Source organism: Peribacillus sp. FSL H8-0477 (assembly GCF_038002765.1).
In the GTDB taxonomy this organism is placed as follows: domain Bacteria; phylum Bacillota; class Bacilli; order Bacillales; family DSM-1321; genus Peribacillus.
In genome coordinates this window covers 35,407-61,450 of sequence record NZ_JBBODE010000001.1, presented here as the reverse complement: position 1 = coordinate 61,450, position 26,044 = coordinate 35,407, and the positions used below count along the sequence as shown (strand labels likewise).

The following is a 26,044-nucleotide window of genomic DNA, read 5'->3' as shown; positions in this document are numbered from 1 at the left end:
TGCACTTCCTCCATTCAATCATTCATTCATCTCAATCCGAGATAGGTTTAGTAGAATTATATATTGTTTATTTAATTTTGAAAACTTAAAATAGTAAATAACTAACATAGCCGTGTTAAGTACAACGAACGGGGAGCGATGAAAAATGACATACAATCAAATTCCGAAAGCGCAAGGTCTTTACCATCCTGAATTTGAACATGATGCATGCGGTATCGGTCTATATGCACATATAAAAGGGCAGGCAACGCATGATATTGTCAAAAAAGGACTCCAAATGCTTTGCCAGCTTGATCATCGTGCCGGACAGGGCAGTGATCCACTGACAGGAGACGGTGCCGGATTAATGGTGCAAATACCGAATACTTACTTTCATCAGATCTGCCCCGAAATGAATTTACCGGAAAAAGGGCGGTACGGTGTTGGAATGGTCTTCTTCTCCACTGACCACAAAGAACAAGTTGAAATTGAAAATAAATTAACTGACTATATAGAAAATGAAGGGCAAAAGGTGTTAGGCTGGAGAACCGTACCTGTCGACGTGACTAAACTTGGTGAAACCGGCAAGAATACCTGCCCGGTTATTCGACAGGTATTTATTGGAACAAGTGACGAAACAAGCAACGAATTATTTGAACGGAAATTATTTATTATTCGTAAGCAGGCAGAAGCATGGGGAAAAGCTCAGACTAAAACATTTTATTTTGCCAGCCTTTCTAGTCAGACGATTGTTTATAAAGGGCTGCTGACACCTGAACAAGTGGATGCCTTTTATCTGGACTTACAGAATGAGGCTTTCGTGTCGGCTTTTGCTTTAGTGCATTCCCGCTTTAGTACGAATACATTCCCAAGCTGGGAACGTGCTCATCCGAATCGTTATTTGGTTCATAATGGCGAGATTAATACGCTTAAAGGCAATATGAACTGGATGAAAGCCCGTGAGAAGCAATTTGTTTCTGATGCCTTTGGGGATGATTTGAAAAAGGTTCTGCCGATTTTAGATGCTAACGGCAGTGATTCTTCTATTCTTGATAATGCTTTTGAATTCTTTGTTATGGCCGGTCGGAAACCGGCACACGCTGCCATGATGCTGATCCCCGAGCCGTGGTCAGAAAATCCACATATGACAGCGGAAAAACGAGCTTTTTATGAATACCATAGTACGATGATGGAACCGTGGGACGGTCCAACAGCTATTTCCTTTACAAATGGCACGCAAATTGGGGCAATCCTAGATCGAAATGGACTGCGGCCAGCTCGTTATTATGTCACAAAAGATGATTATATTATTTTCTCCTCAGAAGTGGGAGTGGTTGAAGTTGAACCAGAAAATGTTTTATATAAAGACAGATTAAGTCCAGGTAAAATGCTGCTCGTCGATTTAGAGCAAGGACGCATTATTTCTGATGAAGAAATTAAAACGGAGATGGCCGCAGAGCTGCCGTATCAAAAATGGCTGGATGAACAAATGGTGACTCTTATTAAAGAAGAAGTCATTGAAACAGAGAGAGTATCCGATTTGCTTTCTCGCCAAAAAGCGTTCGGGTACACCTATGAAGATGTTCATAAATATTTGCTGCCTGTTATCCTCGAAGGAAAGGATCCACTTGGTTCGATGGGGAATGATACACCACTCGCGGTCTTATCAGACTTGCCGCAATCATTGTTCAATTATTTCAAACAATTATTCGCTCAGGTCACGAATCCGCCGATTGATTCACTTCGGGAACAGCTTGTAACGTCTACCGTCTCATATCTGGGAGCAGAAGCAGACTTACTTCATCCCAATGAGAGCAATTGTCGTCGGATTCAAATTACTTCCCCCGTTTTGACAAGCAGCGAGATGAAGCAGCTAAAGGAATGCAAAGACCCTGCTTTTAAATGCAGCGTGATCCAAACCTTATTTACTGATCATTTAAATGATGGGTTAGTCAGCCTGTTTGAAGAAGCAGCGGCTGCAATCGATGCGGGAGCTAGTTTATTAATTTTGTCAGACCGAAATATGAATAAAGAAAAAGCAGCCATCCCAGTTCTTCTGGCAGCAAGCGCTTTGCATCAAGAGTTAATTCGCAAAGGGAATCGCACGAAGGTTAGTATTATCGTTGAATCAGGAGAAGTAAGAGATGTTCATCATTTTGCCGCCTTGATAGGCTATGGTGTAGATGCTATTTATCCATACCTTGCTTACGCGAGCTATCAACAGGCAATAGAAGAAGGCGCACTAACTGTCAGCTATGAAGCAGCGGTGAGTAAATACGTTCACGCAATGACAGAAGGTATTGTGAAAGTCATGTCGAAAATGGGGATTTCAACGGTTCAGAGCTATCGCGGTGCTCAAATATTTGAAGCAGTCGGTATTAGTTCGGAAGTCATTAATCGGCATTTTACAGGGACGGCTTCACAATTAAACGGGATTGGCATTGAGACGATCGCAGACGAAGCACTAACTCGCCACAAATCAGCATATGCAGATAATTATGACAAAACCTTAGAATCAGGAAGCGATTTTCAGTGGCGTAAAAACGGTGAGCATCACGCATTTAATCCTAAAACCATTCATACCCTTCAGTGGGCTTGCCGCAAGAATGACTACACCTTATTTAAACAATACTCACACCTTGCTAATGAAGAACGGCTTGGTTTTTTACGTAACTTATTTTCATTCAATCCAGGTATTAAAAGCATTGCTATTGATGAAGTTGAATCGGTTGAATCCATTGTTCGCCGCTTTAAGACAGGAGCGATGTCCTTTGGATCATTGAGTCAAGAAGCACACGAAACGTTAGCTATTGCCATGAATCGTTTAGGCGGAAAAAGCAATAGCGGTGAAGGCGGGGAGCATCCAAGCCGTTATAAGCTAGATGAAAATGGTGACAACCGCCGCAGCGGAATTAAACAAATTGCCTCAGGGCGCTTTGGCGTAAATAGTCATTATCTCGTGAATGCCGATGAACTCCAGATAAAAGTAGCACAGGGAGCAAAACCTGGTGAAGGCGGTCAATTACCAGCGAACAAGGTGTACCCATGGGTTGCTGAAGTTCGTGGCTCTACACCTGGTGTGGGCTTAATCTCCCCGCCGCCGCATCACGATATTTATTCGATAGAAGATTTATCTCAGCTGATTCATGATTTGAAAAATGCAAATCGAGAGGCACGTATTAGCGTCAAACTAGTTTCAAAGGCTGGTGTTGGAACTATTGCTGCAGGTGTTGCCAAGGGAGCAGCTGATGTCATTGTCATTAGCGGATATGACGGGGGAACAGGAGCCTCACCGAAAACAAGTATTAAACATACGGGCCTGCCTTGGGAACTCGGTCTTGCGGAAGCTCATCAAACCTTAATGCTAAATGGGTTAAGGGAACGGGTTATCCTTGAAACAGACGGCAAGTTAATGACCGGCAGAGATGTCGTTATGGCCGCTATTCTTGGTGCTGAAGAATTTGGGTTTGCGACAGCACCTCTCGTTGTACTTGGCTGTGTAATGATGCGTGCTTGTCATATGGATACCTGCCCAGTGGGGGTGGCTACCCAAAACCCAGAATTACGTGCTAAGTTTGCTGGCGATCCAGACCATGTTGTTAACTTTATGCGCTTTATTGCTGAGGAAGTTCGGGAAACCATGGCTGAGCTTGGTTTCCGGACCCTTGAAGAAATGGTTGGCCGAACTGATGTCCTGACGATAAGTGAACGAGCTCAAAGCCATTGGAAAGCAAAATATTTAGATCTGACTACTCTTCTTCATCAACCGGAAGGTGTTCGAACGTACCAGACACCGCAAAATCATAAAATTGATGAATCGCTTGATATGCGGGAAATTCTACCTGCGGTTATGCCGGCATTACTCAATCAAACTCCTGTAGATGTTTCTTTCCCAATCATGAATGTTAATCGTGTGACTGGAACGATCGTTGGAAGTGAAGTTTCAAAACGTTATGGTGCAAAAGGGCTTCCAGATGATACGATCACCCTACGTTTTACAGGGTCGGCTGGTCAGAGCTTTGGTGCGTTTATACCAAACGGAATGTCGCTTCATTTAACGGGAGATGCCAATGATTATATTGGTAAAGGCATGTCTGGAGGCAAGCTTATCGTAAAAGCACCGAGTGGCAGTATCGGAGCAAGTGAGAATGTCATTGCAGGAAATGTTGCACTTTATGGGGCAACGAGTGGATCAGCTTATATTAACGGTCGCGCGGGTGAACGTTTTGCCGTTCGAAACAGTGGTGTTGATGTGGTCGTCGAAGGTATTGGTGATCATGGTTGTGAATATATGACCGGCGGACATGTAGTTATTCTCGGCGATGTAGGGAAAAACTTTGCTGCCGGGATGTCTGGAGGCATCGCTTATATCCTTACCGATCAACAAGAAGAATTTAAATCCCTTTGTAATAAGGAAATGATTGAATTTGGTGATCTCTATCATGAAGAAGACCAAGAGTTGGTTAAAACAATGATTGAAAAACATTTACAGCATACCGAAAGTCAAAACGCTGCGTATGTTCTGGAAAACTGGGAGGATTTCGTACAGAAGTTTGTTAAGGTCATCCCGAAAGATTACAAACGCATGCTTGAAAGCATTACGAAACATAAGCAAGCAGGTTTTAGTGAAGAACAGGCTGAATTGAATGCCTTCCACGAAAATACCAATAAAAAAAAGCAAGCTGCTAAACAGGCTGTGGCTCAGTAGGAAGGGAGAGAAAAGAATGGGAAAAGCAACAGGATTTATCGAATATGCACGGGAAAAGACGATTGATCGAAATCCTCGTACTCGGTTGAATGACTGGAACGAATACTCGGCTCCTTTTAGTGATGAAACATTAAAAAAACAGGGCGCACGCTGCATGGATTGCGCTACGCCATTCTGCCACATTGGAATGGAAATACAAGGTGTTACGACTGGGTGTCCCATTCATAATCTAATACCAGAATGGAACGACCTTGCCTATCGCGGCAGGTGGAGAGAGGCACTGGACAGACTGCTTAAAACAAATAATTTTCCTGAATTCACAGGCCGTGTGTGTCCTGCTCCTTGTGAGGGCTCATGCACGTTGGCCATTACTAATCCAGCTGTGGCCATTAAAAGTATTGAACGGACAATCATAGATAAAGGGTTTGAAAACGGCTGGATTACACCCCGTATTCCAAAATGGAGAACGGGTAAGAAAATCGCCATTATCGGGTCTGGTCCTGCTGGACTCGCAAGTGCGGATCAGTTAAACCAAGCGGGACACTCTGTTACGGTTTATGAACGAGCGGATCGAGCTGGCGGCCTGCTTATGTATGGGATTCCGAATATGAAGTTGGAAAAAGAAATCGTTGAACGTCGGATTCGGCTGCTTACGCAAGAAGGAATAGATTTTGTGATAAATACAGAAATAGGTAAGGACATAACCCGTGCGGAATTAATAGAACAATTTGATGCGGTGATTCTCTGTACAGGTGCACAGAAACAGCGCGAACTAGCTATCGAAGGCAGCGACTCAAAAGGAATTACCCTAGCCATGAATTATCTTTCAACAACGACAAAAAGTATGTTGGACAGTCAATTTGAAGATCATCAGTTTATCAATACAGAAGGAAAAGATGTTATCGTCATTGGCGGCGGGGATACAGGCGCAGATTGTGTAGCCACAGCTATGCGTCAAAAATGCCGAAGTGTCGTTCAATTTGGTAAACATCCGCAATTGCCTCCGTCTCGTACGGATGATAATATGTGGCCGGCCTACCCAAATGTTTTTTCACTAGACTATGCTTATGAAGAAGCAAACGCAAAATTTGGAGAAGATCCTCGTAAATATTCAGTACAAACAAAGAAAATTGTGGCTGACGAACAAGGCCAGGTAAAAGAATTGCATACGATCCAAATGGAGAAATTAAAGGATGAAAACGGCAGGTTTTACTTCAAAGAAATCCCCGGTTCCGAAAAAATTTGGCCAGCACAGCATGTGTTTATCGCCATTGGGTTTGAGGGAACAGAAGAACCTCTGCTAAATCATTTCGGCGTTGAGGCAGTTAACCAAAAAATTGTTGCTGCCAAAGGAGATTACCGTACAAATATCGAAGGTGTTTTCGCAGCCGGTGACGCTAGACGAGGGCAAAGTTTAATCGTCTGGGCGATTAATGAAGGCAGAGAAGTTGCACGATCTGTAGATCATTATTTAATGGGCAGTACCGTTCTTCCATAATACAAAAAAAGCGCCTACTGGTGCTTTTTTTGTTGGAGTTAATTAGTAAAAACGCCAGCATGATGCATTTAACTTGTATACAAGCGCCTAATCCTGCCTGAATATGGTACAATTTAAAAATAGAGTAAATTCGATAATAAAACAGGCTGCAAACATGGGTTTGCTGAAATCTAGTTAACTAGAATAAGAGACTTTTGCAGCAATACGGGAGTGTGTAAAGAGTTGAAGAAAGATAAAAAGCAAAAAGCTAAAATACCATTTCGTATGAATCTCCTTTTTCTAGCGGTATTTTTGTTATTTTCACTTTTGGTTGTTAGGCTCGGTGTCATTCAAATTGTTTATGGTGATGATTATGTTAGTGAATTAGAGCGTACGGAGAATGTAACCGTCAATACATCGGTTCCAAGAGGGAAAATGTACGACCGTTATGGAAATGTTATTGTCGATAATGAACCGCTGAATGCCATTACCTATACGAGATACAGCGGAACGACAGCCAAAGAAATGCTTGAAACGGCTGAAGAACTCAATAAATTAATTAAAATAGATACAAAACGAGTAACAGATCAAGATAAAAAGGATTTTTGGCTGTTAAAACATCCTGAAGAAGCATTAGAAATGTTGTCAAATAAAGAGAAGGAATTAAAGCCAAAAGAGCAATATAAATTACAAATCAGCAGAGTGAAACAAGAAGATATTGAGAAAATTATAGGTGAAGATTTAAAGATTCTTGCGATTTTTAGAGAATTTAATAGCGGGATGTCCTTGACGCCGCAAATCGTCAAAAATAAAGGGGTTACGAAAGAAGAATATGCAAGAGTCAGTGAGCATCTAGACACACTTCCGGGCGTAGAAATTACAACGGACTGGAATCGAACATATGCCTACGACGAAACCCTTCAAACCGTTCTTGGCAAAGTGTCATCTTCTGATGAAGGCTTGCCTGCTGATCAAATTGATTACTATCTTGCAAGAGACTATAAGCGGAACGACCGGGTTGGAAAAAGTTATCTTGAAAAACAGTACGAAGATGTACTGCAAGGTCAGAAAGCAAAAGTGAAAAACATCACCCATAAAGGGAAGGTCGTTGAAACGGAAGTCATTTCAGAAGGAGAAAGAGGCAAGGATCTGCTTCTAACGATTGACATGGATCTTCAGCTTGCCGCTGAAGAAATTCTTGAAAAAGAATTATTGGCGAAAAAACGAGGCGGCGCGAACCGTTATCTGGATCGGGCATTTGTCGTCCTGATGGATCCGAATACCGGAGAAGTTTTGACAATGGCTGGTAAACAATATGTGGTAGATAAAAAGACTGGTAAATCTTCAGTCAAAGATTTCGCTCTTGGCAATATCAGTACTTCGTACACAGTCGGCTCTTCAGTAAAAGGAGCAACTATTTTAACTGGTTATCAGGCAGGAGCCATTTATCCAGGTTCCTATTTAAATGACCAAAGAATGAAAATTAAAGGTACACCGGACAAAGGGTCGTATTCAAGTTTCGGTTCTATTAATGATTTAACTGCCCTTCAGAAGTCGTCAAATGTTTATATGTTTAAAACTGCGATTGGTATTGGCGGCGGTCATTATGTATATAACCAAAAGACGGGGATGGATTCAGAAAAAGCCTTTTCAATCATGCGGAATTCCTTTGCATCCTTTGGTTTAGGCGTTCGTACAGGGATTGATCTTCCAAACGAAACAGCAGGAATTAAAGGTTCGGAAATTACTTTGCCGGGTAAAGCAATGGATTTCTCCATAGGTCAATATGACACGTATACTCCGATGCAATTAGCCCAATATGTATCTACGATTGCCAACGGCGGCAACCGGATGAAACCGCATCTTGTTAAAGAAATTCACAATCCGATAAATGAAAGTAAAAGCTTGGGTCCAATTTATCAGCAAGTTCAACCAAGTGTGTTAAATCGTTTAGATATGAAAGATGAGTGGATCAAACGGGTACAAAACGGATTTAGAATGGTCATGCAGCCTGGGGGAACGGGGTATGCGAGCTTTAGTAAAGCAGACTTCCAACCGGCGGGTAAGACAGGGACTGCTCAGGCATTTTATGATGGACCTAATCGAGTAAAAGGAACACCTCCTGAGGATACGATGAATTTATCACTGGTTGGGTATGCGCCTTATAATAACCCCGAAGTTGCTTTCGCTGTGGTTGTTCCGTGGGCTTACCAGCGGCATCAAGATCATAGTATGAATAAAGAGATAGGTTATCAAGTGATGGACAAATATTTTGAATTAAAGAAAGAACGGGCAAAGGAAGAAGAAAAAGAATCGTCAACTAGTAAAGAGTAAAGGGGGATCTAAGGTGGTAAAAGAAATCTATACATGGACTAAAGCGATTGTTTTCGCCTTGATTATTACGTTTATCTGCCGAGAGTTCATTTTTTCACCGGTTTTGGTACAGGGAGAGTCGATGCAGCCAACGTTCGAAAATAACGACAAAATCATTGTCGCAAAAAGCAGTAAGATCGAGCGCTTTGATATGATTGTGTTTCATGCGAAAAATCTCCAGGAAAACCATATCAAACGAGTGATTGGTCTTCCAGGAGATAGGGTGGAAATGAAAGATGACAGGTTGTATATTAATGGAAAAGAGTACAAAGAAGACTATCTGCAAATGAATAAAGAAAGTATCCCGATGACAGAGCATTTAACAGGGGATTTTAACTTACATGACTGGGCAGATAACGCAAAGGTTCCTGATGAGTCTTTATTCGTATTAGGAGATAATCGCAGAAACAGCACTGATGGAAGAGAATACGGCTTTATCAAAAAGGATTCTGTTATTGGAGAAGTGAAAATTCGCTTTTATCCTTTGAAGGAAATTGGTATCCCGAAATAAACAAAAATGCGTCCTTTCAGGACGCATTTTTACAACATTAAAACCATTCTGATTGTTCTTAGGTTATGACCGTCAAACGGATCATCAAATTCAGCAACCTGTTTAAATCCTTTTGCTATGTAGAAGGTCTTTCCAATTAGGTTATCTTTTTCGACATTAATATAAACTTTTTGAATCCCTTCTATTGTTGAAATCCCTTTCTTCAATAATGCCGAACCAACTCCAACTCCTTGATAGGCTGGATCTAAATAGATGGAGCCAAGCTCAATCTCGCCGTCTTCCTTTAAAGGAGAAAAATTTGCAAAGCCGATTACTTCTTCATCCGATTCTGCAACGAAAAAATAGGAAGCTGCTAGTCTTCTTTCCAAACTCTCATTGGAATAAGCAGATTGCAAAAAGCTTTTCTGAATCGCAAGAGGAATAATGTTTTTATATGTAGAGTACCAGCTTTTTCTTGCGACATTCTGAACTTGCTGTATATCTTCCTTTAGCATATGTCTAATCATATACTCCATCGAGAGCACCTCATTTATTATACTATTCAATTAATTTAGATTAGTATACACCTACCAACCTACTAACCACAAGAATTCGACAAAATAAGACTGAATCTTTTTCGATTTAGGTCGTTTTACATGTATTTCTGACTGCTATTAAATAAGTAAGTAGGAGTAACTTTGGACAGCTAGTTACATGTAATCATCGTTACATAAATGTAATAAAGGATTTTGTCCAAATGTATCGAAAATATTAGTAATTAACTATGGTTTTTTGAGGAAGGATTACCCATGAATACAGTGACCAATGTAGTGAATTATCGCGATTTGCTTCCACGGAAAAATGGCTTTGTTTTTAAGGTGGTTAAAAAAGAAGATACCTTTATTCATACGTTTATTGAAGGGGAGTTTCTTCAAAAACTTGGACTTTGTCCTAACGATATCATTGGAAAAGAATTAAACGAGTTTTTATCTGAGGAACTTGCTGCTCAAAAATTAGCTTTATTTGAAAAAGTCTGGGAAGGTGCACATGGTAGTTATGAAGGCAAATTAAATGGTCATTATTATCTTGCATCGTTGAGTCCTAAATTTGCTGGAAACGAAGTTATTGAAATTACTGGAACGGCAATTGATGTAACAGAAAAGAGAAAGAAAGAAATAAACGGACAAATGCTTGAAAAACTTTCGCTGGTCGGACAATTGGCAGCGGGGGTAGCTCATGAAATTCGAAATCCTTTAACGTCTATTATTGGTTTCACCCAAATGCTGCAAGAAAATATCGGAAATGAAGATAAAGAAAGATACTTAGCGATTATTGTTTCTGAGCTAGAACGAATCAATTTAATTGTAGATGATTTCATGTTCTTAGCGAAGCCAAAAGAATACATCAAAATTACAGAAAATTGTATGAATGAGTTGGTTCATTCGGTCATTCACAGTTTGGAACACGAAATGAAACAAAAAAACATTACGATTCATTCAACACTTCCTTCACAAATAACAGCTATGTGCGATGCTCAGCAAATTAAACAAGTGCTATTCCATCTCATTCAAAATGCGATTGAATCAAGTGATAAAGATAAAACCATTTATCTCTCACTGAAGATTACTCATGAAAATCAACTCTTGCTAACCATTATTGACAAAGGCTGCGGATTAACAGAAGAAAGACAAGACCGATTATTTGAGCCCTATTATTCAACGAAAGAAAAAGGGACAGGACTTGGATTAATGCTGACAAAGCAAATTATTGAAAATCATAATGGAAAAATTATATTAAACAGTATAGCGGGTAAAGGAACAACTGTAGAAGTATATTTACCGCTGTCTATCTAACTTGATCTGTCGAAGAATTGACAAAGAATAGCCATCGCGGTCTAACGTAACTACTAAGAAAGGCTGTGCTGAAATGTCAAATTCATCTGCTTCAATAGCAAGGTTATTCGGAATGATTGTTTTTTCTTTTGTATTTATTACTGCAGGCATTTACCACTTTACTGAGGCAAAAGGTTTTGCTGATATGCTTCCGGATTTTATTCCGTGGAGAGAAGCGATTATTTATCTCACCGGTGTGCTTGAATGGTTCCTAGCTATTTTTCTTTTTATACCAAGCATGCGTCGTATAACGGGAGTGGTCATCGCATGGTATTTAGTGCTGATTTTTCCAGCTAATATTTATGCCGCATTTGCCGGCATTTCGGCACCTGGCTTTAAATCTAGCCCTCAATGGGCTTTATGGGTAAGACTATTCTTTCAGCCATTGTTGATTTGGTGGATTCTTTGGGCTACAAAACGGCCGTACCGAACAAACAAAGGGTATGTTTTATCAAATGATCTTCAAAAAAAATTGAAGCATTAAAATTCAGGAGGGAAATGAAATGGAAAGTGTCGCTAATTTACAGAAACGATGGGAGAGACATCGGCAAGTCCTTCAAGAAGTACTAGAAAAGATCGATGACGAATATCTTCATTTTTCCCCTTGGGATGGGGGGATGCCGTTGAGTGCGTTAGTGATCCATCTAACAGGGTCCACTGATATGTTTTTAGCAAAGGTTCAGAACAAGCCATATACCTCTTCTGCACCAGTGAATGCACATTCGATGGATGAATTAAGAAGGTATTTGAATCAGGCAACAGAAAAAACACTTCAGAGCTTTCGAGATTTATCTGCAGAGAACTTGGAGATGACCATAGAGATGAATGAAATGAAAGACACAGGCGCTAATTGGATTTCAACTGCGATTGATCATGAAATCCATCACAAAGGACAGATTTTCACCTATGCTCGAATCGTTGGAGTGGACTCTTTGCCGTTCTTTATCACAAAACCATAACTTTTTTAGATGAACTGGTCAGGTAAAACACCTGGAATTTCATTTTTATGTGGAAATGTATTATAGTTAGGTAGAAATACTAGTTGAATATGGAGGTTTTACCAATGGCAAAAACGTTTATGCAAATGGTTGGGGAAGCACGTGAACATGTACCAGGTGTTACTTCTGCACAAGCTCGTGAAAAAATCCAAGAAAATCCGAACACATTAGTCATTGATGTACAAGATGCAAAAGATGCTGGAGCATGTGGATTAATTCCTAGCAGCTTAAATATTTCACTAGGAATGCTGGGTATTCGTGCAGATCTTGAACTGCCAGAACAAATGAGAGAAAGTGAATTAGCTGATCGTAATCGTCCCGTTTTAGTTACATGCGGTGCTGGTGGACAAGCCGCTCTAGGCGCTTACCTTCTTCATCAAATGGGATTCACAGATGTTGCGTACATTGAAGGTGGAACAACTGCGTGGAAAAATGAAGGCTATGAAGTGAACTAATAGGGTAATCAAAAGAGCTGTCCAATATGGGATGGCTCTTTTTGTTTCTGGATGTACGTATTTTTTACGTTATAAAGATCGAGGCTTAATTTTCTAAACAGGAGGGAACTTGTATGCAAAATATCATCTTAAACAATGGGATTGAAATGCCTATACTAGGTTTTGGAGTTTTTCAAATTCAAGATGAAAAAGAATGCGAACAAGCTGTTTATGAAGCGATTACGGCAGGTTATCGTTTAATTGATACAGCTGCTTCTTACTTAAATGAAGAAGCTGTAGGCAAAGCTATTTTACGGAGCGGTGTGGCTAGGGAAGAATTGTTTATTACGACGAAACTTTGGGTTCAGGATACAGGGTATGAAAACACGAAAAAAGCATTTGCACGTTCACTCGAACGATTGCAATTAGACTATTTGGATTTGTATTTAATACACCAGCCATTTGGAGATGTATACGGTTCATGGCATGCGATGGAAGAAATGTATCACGAAGGTAGGATTAGAGCTATTGGTGTTAGCAATTTCTATATGGATCGTTTAACGGATCTTATAATTCATACTGATGTTGTTCCTGCTGTTAACCAGGTTGAAACTCATCCGTTCAACCAACAAATAGAAAGTGCCAAACAGATGAAAGAATCTAATGTCCAATTAGAGTCTTGGGGTCCATTTGCTGAAGGAAAAAATAACATGTTCCAAAATGAAATATTAGTTTCAATTGGTGAAAAACATAATAAATCAGTTGCACAGGTGATTTTACGTTGGCTGACACAAAGAGGCATCGTTGCCATTCCGAAGTCTGTTCATAAAGAAAGAATACTGGAGAACTTTAATATTTTTGACTTTGAATTAAGTCAGGAAGATATAGAGAAAATTGCTGGATTAGATAGGAAAGAAAGCTTGTTCTTTTCTCATAGGGATCCTGAAATGGTTAAATGGATTGGTTCACGTAAGCTGGATATTTAAGTTATATAGAATCCTTTAAAGAGCTGCCAGTGGCCGCTCTTTTTTATTTGGGACAAACACATAATTTCTAATAAGGATTAACCTCACGTTACCAATAATAGAAAATGAATGAGGGGATGCATACAAGAAAGCTTGGCAGGGCAATGGCTAAAATTCGTGTAGCTATCATTGTTTTTTTATTACGTGAACTACTGGATTCCTGTATATCCAGATGGTAATGATCTGGGTCTTTGTAAGCCCCTGTAATAAACCCCGCTAGAAAAATAAACGGAAAAGCGGTTATAGCCGTAATGGCTGGCAGCATTCGCCACTCCCAGAAAAATAGGAGAACGGCTAAATCGATTGCAAGTAGTACTACTCCAGCGATCAGATACTTCTTCATCGCAAACCCTCCCAGCAAGCTTTTCTTTATTATACCAATTAATGGAATAATCGTGGGGTTGTTTTTTGGGCCTTCCTCTTTAAGGGACAAATACACTGCGTTAACAAACGTACATTTAAACAAGCTTGGACATATAACCTTCCCCTTTGCTATAGCGGTGAATATCTTAGTAGGGTAATGGACATGCCGTGTTAAATGGCAGGGATCTATTAAGAGAAAGGAGTACAATCATGAACTTCATAATGGCTATGAGTACAGGGGTGTTCATTCTAACCATGATTGTGATCTTATGGAGACCTCAAGGATTAAATGAAGCTTGGCCAGCTTCGATTGGTGCAGCCATTTTAATAGTGGGAGGGGTAGTAACAGGCACTGACCTTATCGATATCATGGGGAAAATCGGAGGGGCATCAGTCACGATTATCGCAACGATAGTTATGGCTGTTATTCTTGAAAGTTTTGGATTCTTTCATTGGGCAGCTACAAGATTGGTCAATTTATCGAAGCAATCGGGTCACCGGCTATACTGGAATATACAACTGTTATGTTTTTTGATGACCCTTTTATTCAATAATGATGGGAGTATCTTAATTACGACACCAATTTTAATTCTTCTTTTAAAGAAACTCCATATAAAACCACATCAACAAATTCTTTATTTAATTTCGGGTGCGTTAATTGCCACCGCCTCAAGTGCACCGATTGGAGTCAGCAATATTGTTAATTTGATTGCTTTGAGAATCATTGATATGAGTCTCTATATGCATACAGCCATGATGTTTGTACCGGCGACACTGGGCCTGTTATTTATGTCTTGGCTCATGTATATGGTCATTAGAAATCGTTTACCTAAAACACTGCCCGGCATTGGCAATGACATCGAAGAATCATTTTTTAGTAAACACTTCCATCCCTTGAAGGGGAAACTTTCAGTTGAAACAAAACGAAAACGAACCAAATTGATGACGACAGTCTTACTTTTTGTGCTTCTTATCCGCTGTCTGATTTTCGCCGCATCGTATGTTGGAATACCGATTGAATGGGTTGCTGTTTCTGGATCGCTGATTATGTTGTTTTGGAGATGGTATCATTTGCGGACAAGTCCACTTGATATTCTGAAAAAAACGCCATGGCATATCCTTCTGTTCGCTTTTTCTATGTATGTCATTATTTATGGACTGCAAAATGCAGGTCTGACGAACATGCTGGTGGAGTGGTTTGAACCAATTGTTAATCAAGGTTTATTCCAAGCCACGTTCATTATGGGCAGTTTGGTTTCTGTTTTATCAAATATCTTTAATAATCATCCTGCTTTAATGATCGGTACCATAACCTTAACAGAAATGGGGTTAGATCCAGTCACGTTAAAAACGATTTATCTGGCAACTATTATCGGTAGTGATTTTGGATCGTTACTCTTGCCAATTGGTACATTGGCGTCGCTCATATGGATGGACATTTTAAAGAAAAACAAAATAAAAATTCATTGGAGAGATTATTTATCCATTTCACTGGTGGTTGTACCAGTAACCACACTATTGACGCTATTTTTACTCTATTATTGGGTGCAATTTATATTTGCCTAAACGGCGGGAGGAGATATACGTGAGAAATATGAAAACACTGATAGGAAAAAATGTAGACATTGAACTGTCAGGCAAAAGTTTCTTTACAGGGATATTAACAGATGTAGGACCAGACATATTGGTTTTATATAATGGACAAGCGTTTTATTACATTCCCTTGCTGCATGTTCATCGTATTCAACATAATACAAATAAAGACGAACAAACAGAGAGTACAGAAGAGAAATCATTGGTACAAGACACAGAAATATTATCTTATCGAAATATGTTAACCAATGCAAAGGGAGTATTTTCCGAGGTATATGTTACAGGCAACATAACCTATCATGGCTATATTATTCAAGTGCTTACAGACTATATTGTTTTTTATTCGCCAGTATATAAAACGATGTATATATCACTGTCACATTTAAAATGGCTGACCCCATACAATCAAAACATTAGTCCCTATACGCTTTCGAATGAAAAACTACCGGTAAAGCCTTCATCTGGTCCGCTCGTGCGTTCTCTAGAAGAACAGTTAAAGAAAGAAATAGGGGGATTAGCCGTATTTGATGGAGGAGGAGAGATGCAGAAAATTGGTTTACTGAAACAGATTGAAGATCATTGCATTGAACTCGTCAATGCAAATGGAACAACCGTATTTCTCAGGCTAAATCATCTGAAATCTGTCTATTTCCCATGAGTTATTAAGGAATAAGAGGAACCCTAGAGCCAGTTTTTTCGGCTCTTTTTTTTTAGGACAAGAACGTTCATTTGAGCAGAATGAATCAATATTTGTTACGATACAGCTAGTACTAGTGATGTCTTGAAAAAGGAAGGAAGAAGTTTTTGAATACACAAACACCAGCAACTCTTTTGTTTGAGTTTAGCGGTCAATCACTGCTTTTTACGAAACCTGTTAGAATTCACCAAACTCAAAAGCTCGATGAAGTACTCGCTATAATGACGAAGGTTCAAAAAGAACTTGATCAAGGCTATTATGCTGCAGGCTTTCTGTCTTATGAAGCAGCGCCTGCCTTTGATTCTTCTTATAAAGTAAAAGCAGGAGGCATCGTACCGCTTATCTGGTTTGGCATATTTGAAGCTCCAGTCAATGGAGAAACTTTAACATATAATACCGCTCATTATGAAACGACAGATTGGCAAAGTGATACCTGTGCAGCCGACTATGAGCAGGGCTTTCAGCGTATTAAACAAAAAATTGAAAACGGTGATACCTATCAAGTCAATTATACAATGAAGCTGCGCTCTTCTTTTAAAGGTGAAGCTTTTGCTTATTATCAAGATTTAGCAAAGGCGCAGAACTCAGCTTATAGTGCTTATTTAGATACCGGCGATATAACCATATTATCAGCATCTCCCGAGCTTTTCTTTGATTGGAAAAACGATGTAATTACCACGCGTCCGATGAAAGGAACTGTTAAAAGAGGATATTCAAAAGAACAAGACGAGAGGCAGAAGGAATGGCTCCGTCAGTCAGAAAAGAACATTGCAGAAAATCTGATGATTGTCGACTTACTGCGTAATGATTTAGGTATAATCGCAGAGAATGGATCCGTACATGTCGATGAGCTCCTAACGATTGAACAATATCCGACCGTGTGGCAAATGACGTCTACCATCAGTGCCAAAACAAATCCTTCAGTTACGTTTATTGATTTATTTAAGGCCCTCTTTCCATGTGGATCGATAACAGGGGCGCCCAAAATAAGTACGATGGAGGTTATTGCAGCTGCCGAAAAGTCTCCCCGTGGTATCTATTGCGGGGCAATTGGGTATTTAACACCCAATCGAGAAGCGGTATTCAATGTTCCCATTCGGACTGTTGTACTCGATACGGCAACTGACGAACTGGAATATGGCGCGGGTGGAGGAATTACTTGGGACTCAGAGATTAATGAAGAATACAAAGAAGCGTATCTAAAAGCATCTTTACTAACAACTAGTACACCCGACTTTCAACTACTTGAAACCATTAAACTCGAGAATGGACAGTATTATTTGCTTGAGCATCATTTAAAACGGCTGCAGAAATCGGCTGACTATTTCGGGATAAAGTTACAATTAATCGACATTCAAAATGAACTATATCCATTTGCGCAAAAACACTGTACGGGTCTGAAAAAAGTTCGTCTGCTGATTAACAAGGGTGGAGTTGTTACAATAGAATGTACCGATATTGAAAAGCTGAGCGGAGTAAAAAAGGTAAGCTTGGCGGATAAGCCTATGAGTAAAGATAATCCATTTCTGTATCATAAAACGACACATCGAAATATGTATCAAGCTTTTCAAGCAAGCTTTCCCGGTTATTTTGATGTTCTTCTCTTCAACGAGAAAAAGGAACTGACAGAGTTTACGAATGGTAACCTCGTTCTTGAGATGAATAATGAGTATGTCACGCCGCCGGTACATAACGGACTCTTACCGGGAACTTTTAGAGAAGAACTGTTGATAACAAAACAAATTGTAGAAAAAACAGTCACGTTGGATGATTTGCATCAAGCATCGAGCATCTGGTTTATTAATAGTGTGCGGGGTTGGGTTGAGGTAGAATTGTCTTACTGAGCTGTCTTTCCTCTAAGTTTGTATGGTTTAAAGTGTGAATGGTTAAAGTAAGACCATTCACTAAAGGAGGGGTTAAAATGGATAGCACGAATGAGTTTGTCAAAAAAGTGGTTGAACAACAGCAAAAGCAAAAAAAGAATCAAAAACGTCAGGGAAAAGGTCACCCGGAATTTAAGCTTCCTAATAAACAGCATTAACTTAAGGATGAAAAAGAAAAACAGACTCTCAAACGAGAGTCTGTTTTTTTTATGAATTAGGCTTTTTGTACGTTAGTCGCCTGTGGGCCTCGTTGGCCTTGTTCAACTTCGAAGGTTACTTCTTCGCCTTCTTCAAGCGATTTGTATCCTTCGCTTTGAATAGCAGAGAAGTGTACAAATACATCGTCGCCATCTTCCCGCTCAATGAATCCAAAGCCTTTTTCACTGTTAAACCATTTTACTTTACCACGTTCCATTATTGTTGCCTCCTAGCACTTGTGTAAATCGCAATTGTAGTTGCGTATTTATTATTACCGGAATCCGAATCGTTTAAACCTATACGAAAAGATTTTATTTTCATTGTGAAAAGCTGCCACAAGTAAATCTTTGTTGACTTTCTTAATTCCGCATACTAGAATATGCTTATCCTACAGTATATGACTATTGAGAAAACATTTGTAATGAAGGGTTTTACCTGTACTGCTAGCATGCAGACAGTAACAATGGAGGTTCATTTTACTTGTTAACAAAATGTATGAATTTTTTAAAAATCGGCTCGGCGTCGATTGACTTGGTACTTCATGAAACTGAATTTGAACCTGGAGCAAATGTAAAAGGGTGTTTTTACCTTAAAGGCGGCTGGGTGAAACAAAAAATAAAACGGTTAGAATGCGATTTGATTGTCAAAAACAATGAAACCAATCAAGAGACCATGGTGGAAGCAGCCACTACAATCTTAATGTCTAAAGTCATTGAATCTAATTCAATGTGTGAATTTCCGTTCTCCTACAAACTCCCGACAGAGCTTTACCATTCAGATGTGTTGAGCTATCGTTTTCACACTAGATTGATTTTCACTAATGAAGTGAAACAAAATGATCATGATGAGATTAAAATTGTCCGCTGACGTACTACAATCTAAAATCAAGTGGAAGGCCTAAAGCCTTCTTTTTTTATGAAAAACCTGAAGAGGCAAGTACTTCAAATATAGAAAAAAAGGGAGTGCAGGCAGGTGGTCATAGCAATTGGAATTATTGTGGTTATGATTATGTCTATGTTTACAGCAGCAATCATCATGATCCGAAAACACTCTAAAAGGACAGACCCTGAGTATTTCCATACATATATGCAACAAGCAGGAACCAATTTTTCTTTCTCCTTAAAATATAATGGAAACGAACAATGTTCAATACATGAACATCAAAAAATGCCGCTGGCAAGCACAGTGAAATTAATAATTGCGGTGGAATTTGCTCGTCAGATTTCTGAAGGACAATTAAACAAGGATGAACAAATTTCGTTGACTGAACTGGATTTATATTACATACCTAATACTGATGGTGGAGCACATCCCGAATGGCTGAGTCAGGTTAAACAAAAACAACTAATTCATAACGACCATGTAAAGCTAATTGAAGTAGCAAAAGGGATGATGGCATTCAGTTCGAATGCGAATACAGAGTATCTATTGCGGAAGCTGGGACTTGATGCAATAAATCAACAGCTAGCATTATTGAATCTTCGAGATCATGATGACTTGTATCATTTTTGTGCCGCAGTCATGATTCCAGCTTATTTAGAAGAACAATATGAAAACGAACAGGTTTTGGACAAGCTGACAAAGATGTCTCACGAGGAGTATGTGTTACTTGCTGGGCAACTTGCTGACGAACTTGCTGATGGTAAGCTGCAGGAGCTGAAACAAAAGGTTATGCCTATGTCAGAAAATCTGCAGAGAATATGGTCAGACCGTCTGCCAAGGGGAACAACTTCGGACTATCTTCACTTGCTAGAAGTCATCAACCAAAAAACAATTCTTCCTAAAAACATGCAGGCTGTTTTGGATGAAATCGTAGAAACAGCCATGACCAATCCGCGTAATCAAACGTGGTTGAAACATGCCGGGCAAAAAGGCGGATCAACAAAATGGGTGTTTACGCTGGCAGCTTATTTTACAGATCATCAAGACAATACAATCGAGCTTGTTTTCTTTAGCAATGATTTGGAACCATTGCAGTTGATGAAACTACAAGAAAACGCAAATGAATTTATGGTAAAGACCGTGAAGGATCAGGAATTTTTAAAAGCATGTGCGAAAGTAAATCGGGAGTATGTAGTACCGTTAAATAAAGCCGAATAATCTATTGGATAGACTGTCAAGAACCACTGACAGTCTTTTTTTGCAATCATGGAAGAGGATTGGATTTCAAAACGATATTATGAAAGAGTAAAGGGCAGAATGATGATAAAGTCTATTCGTTTACATAGGGTAGGGGGGTATGCTACTATATGAATAAGGGGTGATTGAAGTGGATTTAGAGATACTGTCATCGGACGATAGTGCTTGCTGTACTACCGATGATGAAACCAGGAAAAGTCATCATTCCGAGAAAACAAAAAAGGATTTGATTACCCGTCTCAATCGAGTGGAAGGGCAAATCCGAGGTATAAAAGGACTAATTGAGAAAGATACGTACTGTGACGATGTGATTAATCAAATCGCCTCAACACAGGCAGCTCTCAATGGAGTAGCAAAGCTCTTGCTTGACCGTCATATGAGAAGCTGTGTCGTAGATCGAATCAATGAAGGCGACTTAGATGTTGTCGATGAAGTGCTCATAACGATACAAAAATTGATGAAAAAATAAAGGAGAAGTGAAGAGAATGGAAAATGTTACATTAAATGTATCTGGGATGTCTTGTGGTCATTGTGTAAAAGCTGTAGAGGAAAATGTAGGAAAGCTTACTGGCGTGAATTCAGTCAAAGTTGACTTAGCTTCTGGAAAAGTCGAGGTTGCTTTTGAATCTGAAAAATTGAGTCTTGATACAATAAAAGAGACCATTGATGATCAAGGATATGAAGTTAAGTAAGAAGGGCGCATGTCGTCCTTTTTTTCAATTTATTTTTAAGAAAGAAGTGTGGGAATCATGGCTGAATCATTAAAGGAAGCAACTATGCAAATTAAAGGCATGACCTGTGCAGCCTGTTCAGCACGAATAGAAAAAGGATTAAACAAAATGCCAGGTGTGGAGGATGCGAATGTTAATCTAGCTCTCGAGAGATCAACGATTCATTATGATTCCGGCCAAATAAGTGCTGCAGAATTAGAACAAAAGATACTTGATCTCGGTTATGAGGTGGTAAAGGAGAAGCGTGATTTCGCCATTACCGGCATGACTTGCGCAGCTTGTTCAGCACGAATAGAAAAGGTACTCAACAAAATGGAAGGAGTATCATCTGCAGGAGTTAACCTGGCTATTGAAAAAGCAACAGTTGTATATAATCCATCTCAGACTTCACCGGCAGAGATTGTTCAACGGATTGAAAAGATTGGCTACGGTGCGATTATTGATGATGCCGAGGGAGCCGGTGACTATCGCCAAAAGGAAATTCAAAAACAAACGACTAAATTAATCGTTTCTGCGGTACTGTCTTTTCCATTATTATGGGCGATGGTGAGCCATTTTTCCTTCACCTCTTTTATTTATCTACCGGATTTTTTAATGAATCCATTTGTGCAAATGGCTCTGGCTACACCTGTTCAATTTCTAATTGGCTGGCAGTTCTACATGGGCGCATACAAGGCTTTACGGAATAAAAGTGCCAATATGGATGTATTGGTCGTTCTCGGAACTTCAGCTGCTTATTTTTATAGTGTCTATCAAGCAATTATCTATCAAAATAGTCACCATTCAGCACAGTTATACTTTGAAACGAGTGCCGTTTTAATTACGTTAATTATTCTTGGTAAATTATTCGAAGCAAAAGCAAAAGGACGCTCTTCAGAAGCCATTAAGAAACTCATGAATTTACAGGCTAAAACAGCAGTAGTTATCAAAGACGGCAAAGAAATCGAAGTTTTATTAGAAGACGTTATCAAAGATGATATTCTTGTCGTTAAACCAGGCGAAAAAATTCCTGTGGATGGAATGGTTCTTGAAGGAACTTCGGCTGTAGATGAATCTATGTTAACTGGAGAAAGTATTCCAGTTGATAAAATAATCGGCGATGAAGTAATCGGTTCAACGGTTAATAAGAATGGTTTCTTAAAAGTACGCGCTGCAAAAATTGGCCGGGAAACAGCTCTTGCACAGATTATTAAAGTGGTAGAAGAAGCGCAAGGCTCTAAAGCACCTATTCAACGACTTGCCGATAAAATATCCGGTATTTTCGTACCTGTAGTTGTCGGAATCGCTCTTGTAACATTCTTGATATGGTTTATTTTCGTCCTTCCGGGAGAGTTTACAGAAGCCTTAGAAGCCATGATTGCTGTCCTCGTGATTGCTTGTCCCTGTGCACTTGGCTTGGCGACACCTACTTCTATTATGGCAGGTTCAGGACGAGCCGCAGAGTTTGGTATTCTTTTTAAAGGCGGCGAACATCTGGAAACAACGCATCATATTGATACAGTTATCGTCGATAAAACAGGAACAGTGACAAACGGTAAACCAGAATTAACGGATATAATCATAGAAGGAACTTGGAAAGAAACAGAATTTCTATCTTTTGTGGCGACGGCCGAGAAACAATCCGAACATCCACTAGCAAAAGCAATTGTCCAGGGGATTCAATCAAAAGGTGTCTATTTAAAAACAGTGACTGATTTTGAAGCACTGCCGGGCTACGGTGTTCGGGCGATAATTGATCAAAAGGTAGTATTAATTGGTACTCGGAAACTGATGGTAGAAAATGAGATTGAAACTGGAACAGCTGGTACTACAATGGAAACGCTTGAAAGCGACGGAAAAACAGCGATGCTGGTCAGCATCGATGGTCATTATGCCGGACTCATTGCTGTCGCCGATACGTTGAAAAGTACTTCAAAGGATGCCATTGTTCGCTTAAAATCTATGAATATAGATGTGATAATGATTACAGGTGACAATCAGCGGACCGCGGATGCTATAGCAAAAGATGTAGGAATTGACCATGTTATTGCGGAAGTCCTTCCCGAAGGAAAAGCAGAAGAAGTCACGAAACTTCAGCAAGCGGGTAAGAGAGTAGCAATGGTTGGGGATGGAATCAATGATGCACCCGCACTAGCATCTGCTGATATTGGCATGGCTATTGGGACTGGGACAGATATTGCGATGGAAGCAGCTGATATTACGCTTATCAGTGGTGATTTAAACAGTATTGCGGATGCCATTTTAATGAGCAGGGAAACAATGAAGAATATTAAGCAAAACCTTTTCTGGGCATTTGCCTATAATGTAATAGGCATCCCAATTGCTGCGATAGGTTTGCTTGCCCCATGGGTAGCAGGAGCTGCAATGGCCTTTAGTTCTGTTTCAGTTGTATTGAATGCCCTGCGCCTGCAGAAAATCAAGTTAAAATAAGAACCATTTGAAGCGAAGAAATTCGCTTCTTCTTATATTTGGCATCACAAATGGTATTCAATATATCGAGTATATCTTTTTATATGGGTGCATTATGGTAGAAATAATGATGTAGGAAATCATGAGGGGGTTAATATGTCTACAATCGATTTACAAAAGAAAAATGTGCGAATTGTTTTAGAAAAGAAACAATTAACTAAAGTAAAGGCCAGAGTGGGTTTAGTACTTGATTTAACAGGTTCAATGAGAAAAATGTATAATAACGGAACGGTGCAAGAGGTGGTAGAGAGGATTCTTGCCATTGCCTCCCAATTCGATGATGACGGTATACTGGATGTTTGGGTGTACGATAATGAATATACCCGGTTAGATTCAGTAGATGAAAAGGATCTAAGTGGATATGTCGATAGAAAAATACTCAACAATGATTCTATACATAAATTCGGACGAAACGATGAAGTACCTGTAATGAAGGATGTAATCAAGAAATATATAGCAGAAGATCCAAGTGTTGATCCGGCTTATATCGTTTTTATTAATGATGGTGGAGTAAAGAAGACGATTAAACCAATTATTGAAGGTGCCTCTAATCAACCGATTTTTTGGCAATTCGTAGGGATTGGGAACGGAAACTTTGATTTTCTTAAACAGTTAGATAAAATGGAAGGTCGTTATGTAGATAATGCCAACTTTATTCAAATTGAAGATATCAGCACGATCCCTGATAAACAGTTATATGACTTACTATTAAATGAATTTCCCATCTGGCTAAAGGAAGCAACTAAAAAGGGCATCCTAAATAAACAGAATGAGCCTGTCAATCAGGTTCAACCTGAAGTTCTCAATATCTGGCAAAAACTTAGAAAAATATTTTCATCTAATCATTAAGATTAGTAGACACTTGCAGACAGTATACATATAACTTGGCCCTTAAAAGGACTCGAAATGATGCTTTTTTTTTTTTCATCAGTATTCCCTATAAAAGGCTCTATCCTGACTTATTAACTCGGAATTGATTTGTTTCACAAACATAAATATAGTAAACTATATTTATGTTTGTGAAAAATGAGGTAAAGTCTTTATGAAAAATAAGAAATTAAAATCGATTATCGTTCTATCAGTTCTAATCATGCTTTTATTTATGAGTCTTAATGTCTACTTATCTTACATAGGAATAAAAGATTCTGCGAAAAAGGCAATTGCAAATCAAAATTTAGAAATAGCAGAGACATTAGCCCGTTCTTTAGATGTAGAAACCTATAAGATCTTTTTGGGAAATCCAGAAAAAAATAAGGAATACGAAATGATCAAAACCTTTCTAGAAGATGCTAGAAAAAAAACGGGAGCTCTACATGTGTATACGTTAAAGATTGAAAATCCAAAAATATCAAAATCTATGATTGCTGCGATTCCGAGTGAATTTGATGCCATCCCGATTAGCGATGAATGCACAGTACCTGAAGAACAAGTTACTCTAGCTTATCAAGGACAAAGTTTTGCCACCGATATTATTTCTGACGCTGTTTATGGTGAATACCTAACGGTTGGGGTACCAATTAAAGATCAAACAGAGATAATAGGCTATTTAGCCATAGATGTTGGGATTGATGTAATTAATGATATAAGTGAAAAAGTTCTGAAGAGCAGTATGTCAAATCTCTTTATTAACGGCTTACTTGTCATTCTTGTCTTAGTTTTCTTTTTTCTACTCAACAAATGGTACCAAATGGTGCTGCATAAGGAGATTGTCGAAACAGAAGTTACCTATCATTCTGAACTTCAGTCATTACTTGCGTCCGTTCAATCTCTCCGACATGATGTTTCTAACCATATTCAAGTTGTTCATGGGTTATTAAAACTTCAAGAACATGATAAAGCTTTAAATTATTTAACCAATTTATCAGAAGATATTCATTCCATTGAGTCAGTCAAGCTGCAAGTGAAAAATCCTGGGTTAGCAGTCCTTTTGGAAACAAAGAGGTTAACAGCTCAAAACAACAATATTGATATAACCATTGATTTTTCCGATGATGAGTTTGATAAAATCAAAACAACCGACCTAATCAAGCTATTATCCAACATTATTGATAATGCGATTGAAGCAACCGGTGAGATTCCAGAGAAAGATCGCAAAATCAAAATAACCTGTACAAAGAACCACGATAATTATGAATTCGTGGTGAAGAACACTGGATCCAAGATTGAAAATATCAATCAAGAAGATTTAATTAAAAGTGGATACTCCACAAAAAGAATGGTACCAGGGAAAGTAAGAGGTCAGGGATTATTTATTGTTAATGAAATTGTCCATAGATACAATGGTGAACTGGTTATACAATCCAATGACATAGAAACAAACGTTACTATGGTCATACCTTGTAGAAAATAATACTGAATATGAGCAGGAAAAGAACCTTGAAGATTTCTATTTTCAAGGTTCTTTTTCCGTTATTTTAATGTTAACTAGTTCTTTGGAAGCCAACATTTATTTATCATAAATACAACCATTTTAATTAATCTACGAGCACCTCCCCACTTTTCATTCTCACTATCCCTTCATTAAGAGTTAACATTCATTAAGAGTTAAATAAATTGACTACAAATAACCTTTAAGGTAAAAGGGTTTATTGGTAT

At 39.0% G+C, this 26,044-nt stretch carries 23 protein-coding genes; 20 read left to right on the top strand and 3 right to left on the bottom strand.

Going from position 1 to position 26,044, the window contains the following annotated elements:
- Positions 1–145: 145 nt before the first annotated feature.
- The 4 genes from gltB to lepB all read left to right on the top strand — a co-directional run bounded on the left by gltB (position 146) and on the right by lepB (position 9,048).
- On the top strand, positions 146–4,687 hold the full coding sequence (gene gltB, locus MHI18_RS00275) for a glutamate synthase large subunit (protein WP_340845399.1): 4,542 nt from the start codon (positions 146–148) through the stop codon (positions 4,685–4,687).
- A 16-nt stretch (positions 4,688–4,703) separates the two neighbouring features.
- Positions 4,704–6,185: a glutamate synthase small subunit gene (gene gltD / locus MHI18_RS00270; protein WP_340845398.1), complete on the top strand. Its 1,482-nt coding sequence runs from the start codon at positions 4,704–4,706 to the stop codon at positions 6,183–6,185.
- A 222-nt stretch (positions 6,186–6,407) separates the two neighbouring features.
- The gene (locus tag MHI18_RS00265; RefSeq protein WP_340845397.1) at positions 6,408–8,498 is read left to right on the top strand and encodes a peptidoglycan D,D-transpeptidase FtsI family protein; all 2,091 of its coding nucleotides are present in this window, start codon (positions 6,408–6,410) and stop codon (positions 8,496–8,498) included.
- Positions 8,499–8,511: 13 nt separating this feature from the next.
- On the top strand, positions 8,512–9,048 hold the full coding sequence (lepB, locus tag MHI18_RS00260) for a signal peptidase I (RefSeq protein ID WP_340845396.1): 537 nt from the start codon (positions 8,512–8,514) through the stop codon (positions 9,046–9,048).
- 29 nt (positions 9,049–9,077) lie between these two features.
- On the opposite strand, the gene MHI18_RS00255 is transcribed toward lepB, so the two are convergent.
- Positions 9,078–9,563: a GNAT family N-acetyltransferase gene (locus MHI18_RS00255; protein ID WP_340845395.1), complete on the bottom strand. Its 486-nt coding sequence runs from the start codon at positions 9,561–9,563 to the stop codon at positions 9,078–9,080.
- A 273-nt stretch (positions 9,564–9,836) separates the two neighbouring features.
- On the opposite strand from MHI18_RS00255, the gene MHI18_RS00250 reads away from it, so the two are divergent.
- From MHI18_RS00250 to MHI18_RS00230, 5 genes are all read left to right on the top strand, one after another.
- Positions 9,837–10,880, top strand: coding sequence for an ATP-binding protein (locus MHI18_RS00250; RefSeq protein ID WP_340845394.1), 1,044 nt, complete (start codon positions 9,837–9,839; stop codon positions 10,878–10,880).
- A gap of 73 nt (positions 10,881–10,953) precedes the next feature.
- A complete protein-coding gene (locus MHI18_RS00245; protein ID WP_340845393.1) occupies positions 10,954–11,403 on the top strand; it encodes a DoxX family protein in 450 nt (149 codons plus the stop codon).
- Between the two features lie 19 nt (positions 11,404–11,422).
- Complete coding sequence (locus MHI18_RS00240) at positions 11,423–11,878, top strand: DinB family protein (RefSeq protein ID WP_340845392.1); 456 nt, start codon at positions 11,423–11,425, stop codon at positions 11,876–11,878.
- 104 nt (positions 11,879–11,982) lie between these two features.
- Positions 11,983–12,372, top strand: coding sequence for a rhodanese-like domain-containing protein (locus tag MHI18_RS00235; RefSeq protein ID WP_340845391.1), 390 nt, complete (start codon positions 11,983–11,985; stop codon positions 12,370–12,372).
- Between the two features lie 113 nt (positions 12,373–12,485).
- Positions 12,486–13,337 carry an aldo/keto reductase gene (locus MHI18_RS00230; RefSeq protein ID WP_340845390.1) on the top strand — a complete coding sequence of 284 codons (852 nt, stop codon included), beginning with the start codon at positions 12,486–12,488 and terminating at the stop codon, positions 13,335–13,337.
- Between the two features lie 88 nt (positions 13,338–13,425).
- On the opposite strand, the gene MHI18_RS00225 is transcribed toward MHI18_RS00230, so the two are convergent.
- The gene (locus MHI18_RS00225) at positions 13,426–13,719 is read right to left on the bottom strand and encodes a DUF5316 family protein (RefSeq protein ID WP_340845389.1); all 294 of its coding nucleotides are present in this window, start codon (positions 13,717–13,719) and stop codon (positions 13,426–13,428) included.
- A 230-nt stretch (positions 13,720–13,949) separates the two neighbouring features.
- Between MHI18_RS00225 and MHI18_RS00220 the strand changes: the two genes are divergently transcribed.
- The 4 genes from MHI18_RS00220 to MHI18_RS00205 all read left to right on the top strand — a co-directional run bounded on the left by MHI18_RS00220 (position 13,950) and on the right by MHI18_RS00205 (position 18,070).
- A complete protein-coding gene (locus tag MHI18_RS00220; RefSeq protein ID WP_340845388.1) occupies positions 13,950–15,305 on the top strand; it encodes an arsenic transporter in 1,356 nt (451 codons plus the stop codon).
- Positions 15,306–15,333: 28 nt separating this feature from the next.
- Entirely contained in the window at positions 15,334–15,990 is a 657-nt protein-coding gene (locus MHI18_RS00215; RefSeq protein WP_445669972.1) for a DUF2642 domain-containing protein, read from the top strand.
- A 146-nt stretch (positions 15,991–16,136) separates the two neighbouring features.
- Positions 16,137–17,873: an aminodeoxychorismate synthase component I gene (gene pabB, locus MHI18_RS00210; protein WP_340845386.1), complete on the top strand. Its 1,737-nt coding sequence runs from the start codon at positions 16,137–16,139 to the stop codon at positions 17,871–17,873.
- A 77-nt stretch (positions 17,874–17,950) separates the two neighbouring features.
- The gene (locus MHI18_RS00205) at positions 17,951–18,070 is read left to right on the top strand and encodes a DUF4023 family protein (RefSeq protein WP_081704892.1); all 120 of its coding nucleotides are present in this window, start codon (positions 17,951–17,953) and stop codon (positions 18,068–18,070) included.
- A gap of 56 nt (positions 18,071–18,126) precedes the next feature.
- Here the strand turns inward: MHI18_RS00205 and MHI18_RS00200 are convergent, their stop codons facing one another.
- The gene (locus tag MHI18_RS00200) at positions 18,127–18,327 is read right to left on the bottom strand and encodes a cold-shock protein (protein WP_040375127.1); all 201 of its coding nucleotides are present in this window, start codon (positions 18,325–18,327) and stop codon (positions 18,127–18,129) included.
- Between the two features lie 278 nt (positions 18,328–18,605).
- On the opposite strand from MHI18_RS00200, the gene MHI18_RS00195 reads away from it, so the two are divergent.
- The 7 genes from MHI18_RS00195 (at position 18,606) to MHI18_RS00165 (ending at position 25,799) form a co-directional block, all read left to right on the top strand.
- Positions 18,606–18,977 carry a sporulation protein gene (locus tag MHI18_RS00195; RefSeq protein WP_340845385.1) on the top strand — a complete coding sequence of 124 codons (372 nt, stop codon included), beginning with the start codon at positions 18,606–18,608 and terminating at the stop codon, positions 18,975–18,977.
- Positions 18,978–19,082: 105 nt separating this feature from the next.
- Positions 19,083–20,210, top strand: coding sequence for a serine hydrolase (locus MHI18_RS00190; RefSeq protein WP_340845384.1), 1,128 nt, complete (start codon positions 19,083–19,085; stop codon positions 20,208–20,210).
- A 169-nt stretch (positions 20,211–20,379) separates the two neighbouring features.
- Complete coding sequence (locus MHI18_RS00185) at positions 20,380–20,718, top strand: metal-sensitive transcriptional regulator (RefSeq protein WP_340845383.1); 339 nt, start codon at positions 20,380–20,382, stop codon at positions 20,716–20,718.
- Between the two features lie 16 nt (positions 20,719–20,734).
- Entirely contained in the window at positions 20,735–20,941 is a 207-nt protein-coding gene (copZ, locus tag MHI18_RS00180) for a copper chaperone CopZ (RefSeq protein ID WP_340845382.1), read from the top strand.
- Positions 20,942–20,998: 57 nt separating this feature from the next.
- Entirely contained in the window at positions 20,999–23,410 is a 2,412-nt protein-coding gene (locus MHI18_RS00175) for a heavy metal translocating P-type ATPase (RefSeq protein WP_340845381.1), read from the top strand.
- 135 nt (positions 23,411–23,545) lie between these two features.
- Positions 23,546–24,298 (top strand): vWA domain-containing protein, encoded by a 753-nt coding sequence (locus MHI18_RS00170; protein ID WP_340845380.1) that lies wholly within the window; start codon positions 23,546–23,548, stop codon positions 24,296–24,298.
- Positions 24,299–24,491: 193 nt separating this feature from the next.
- Positions 24,492–25,799, top strand: coding sequence for a sensor histidine kinase (locus MHI18_RS00165; protein WP_340845379.1), 1,308 nt, complete (start codon positions 24,492–24,494; stop codon positions 25,797–25,799).
- Positions 25,800–26,044 lie beyond the last annotated feature (245 nt).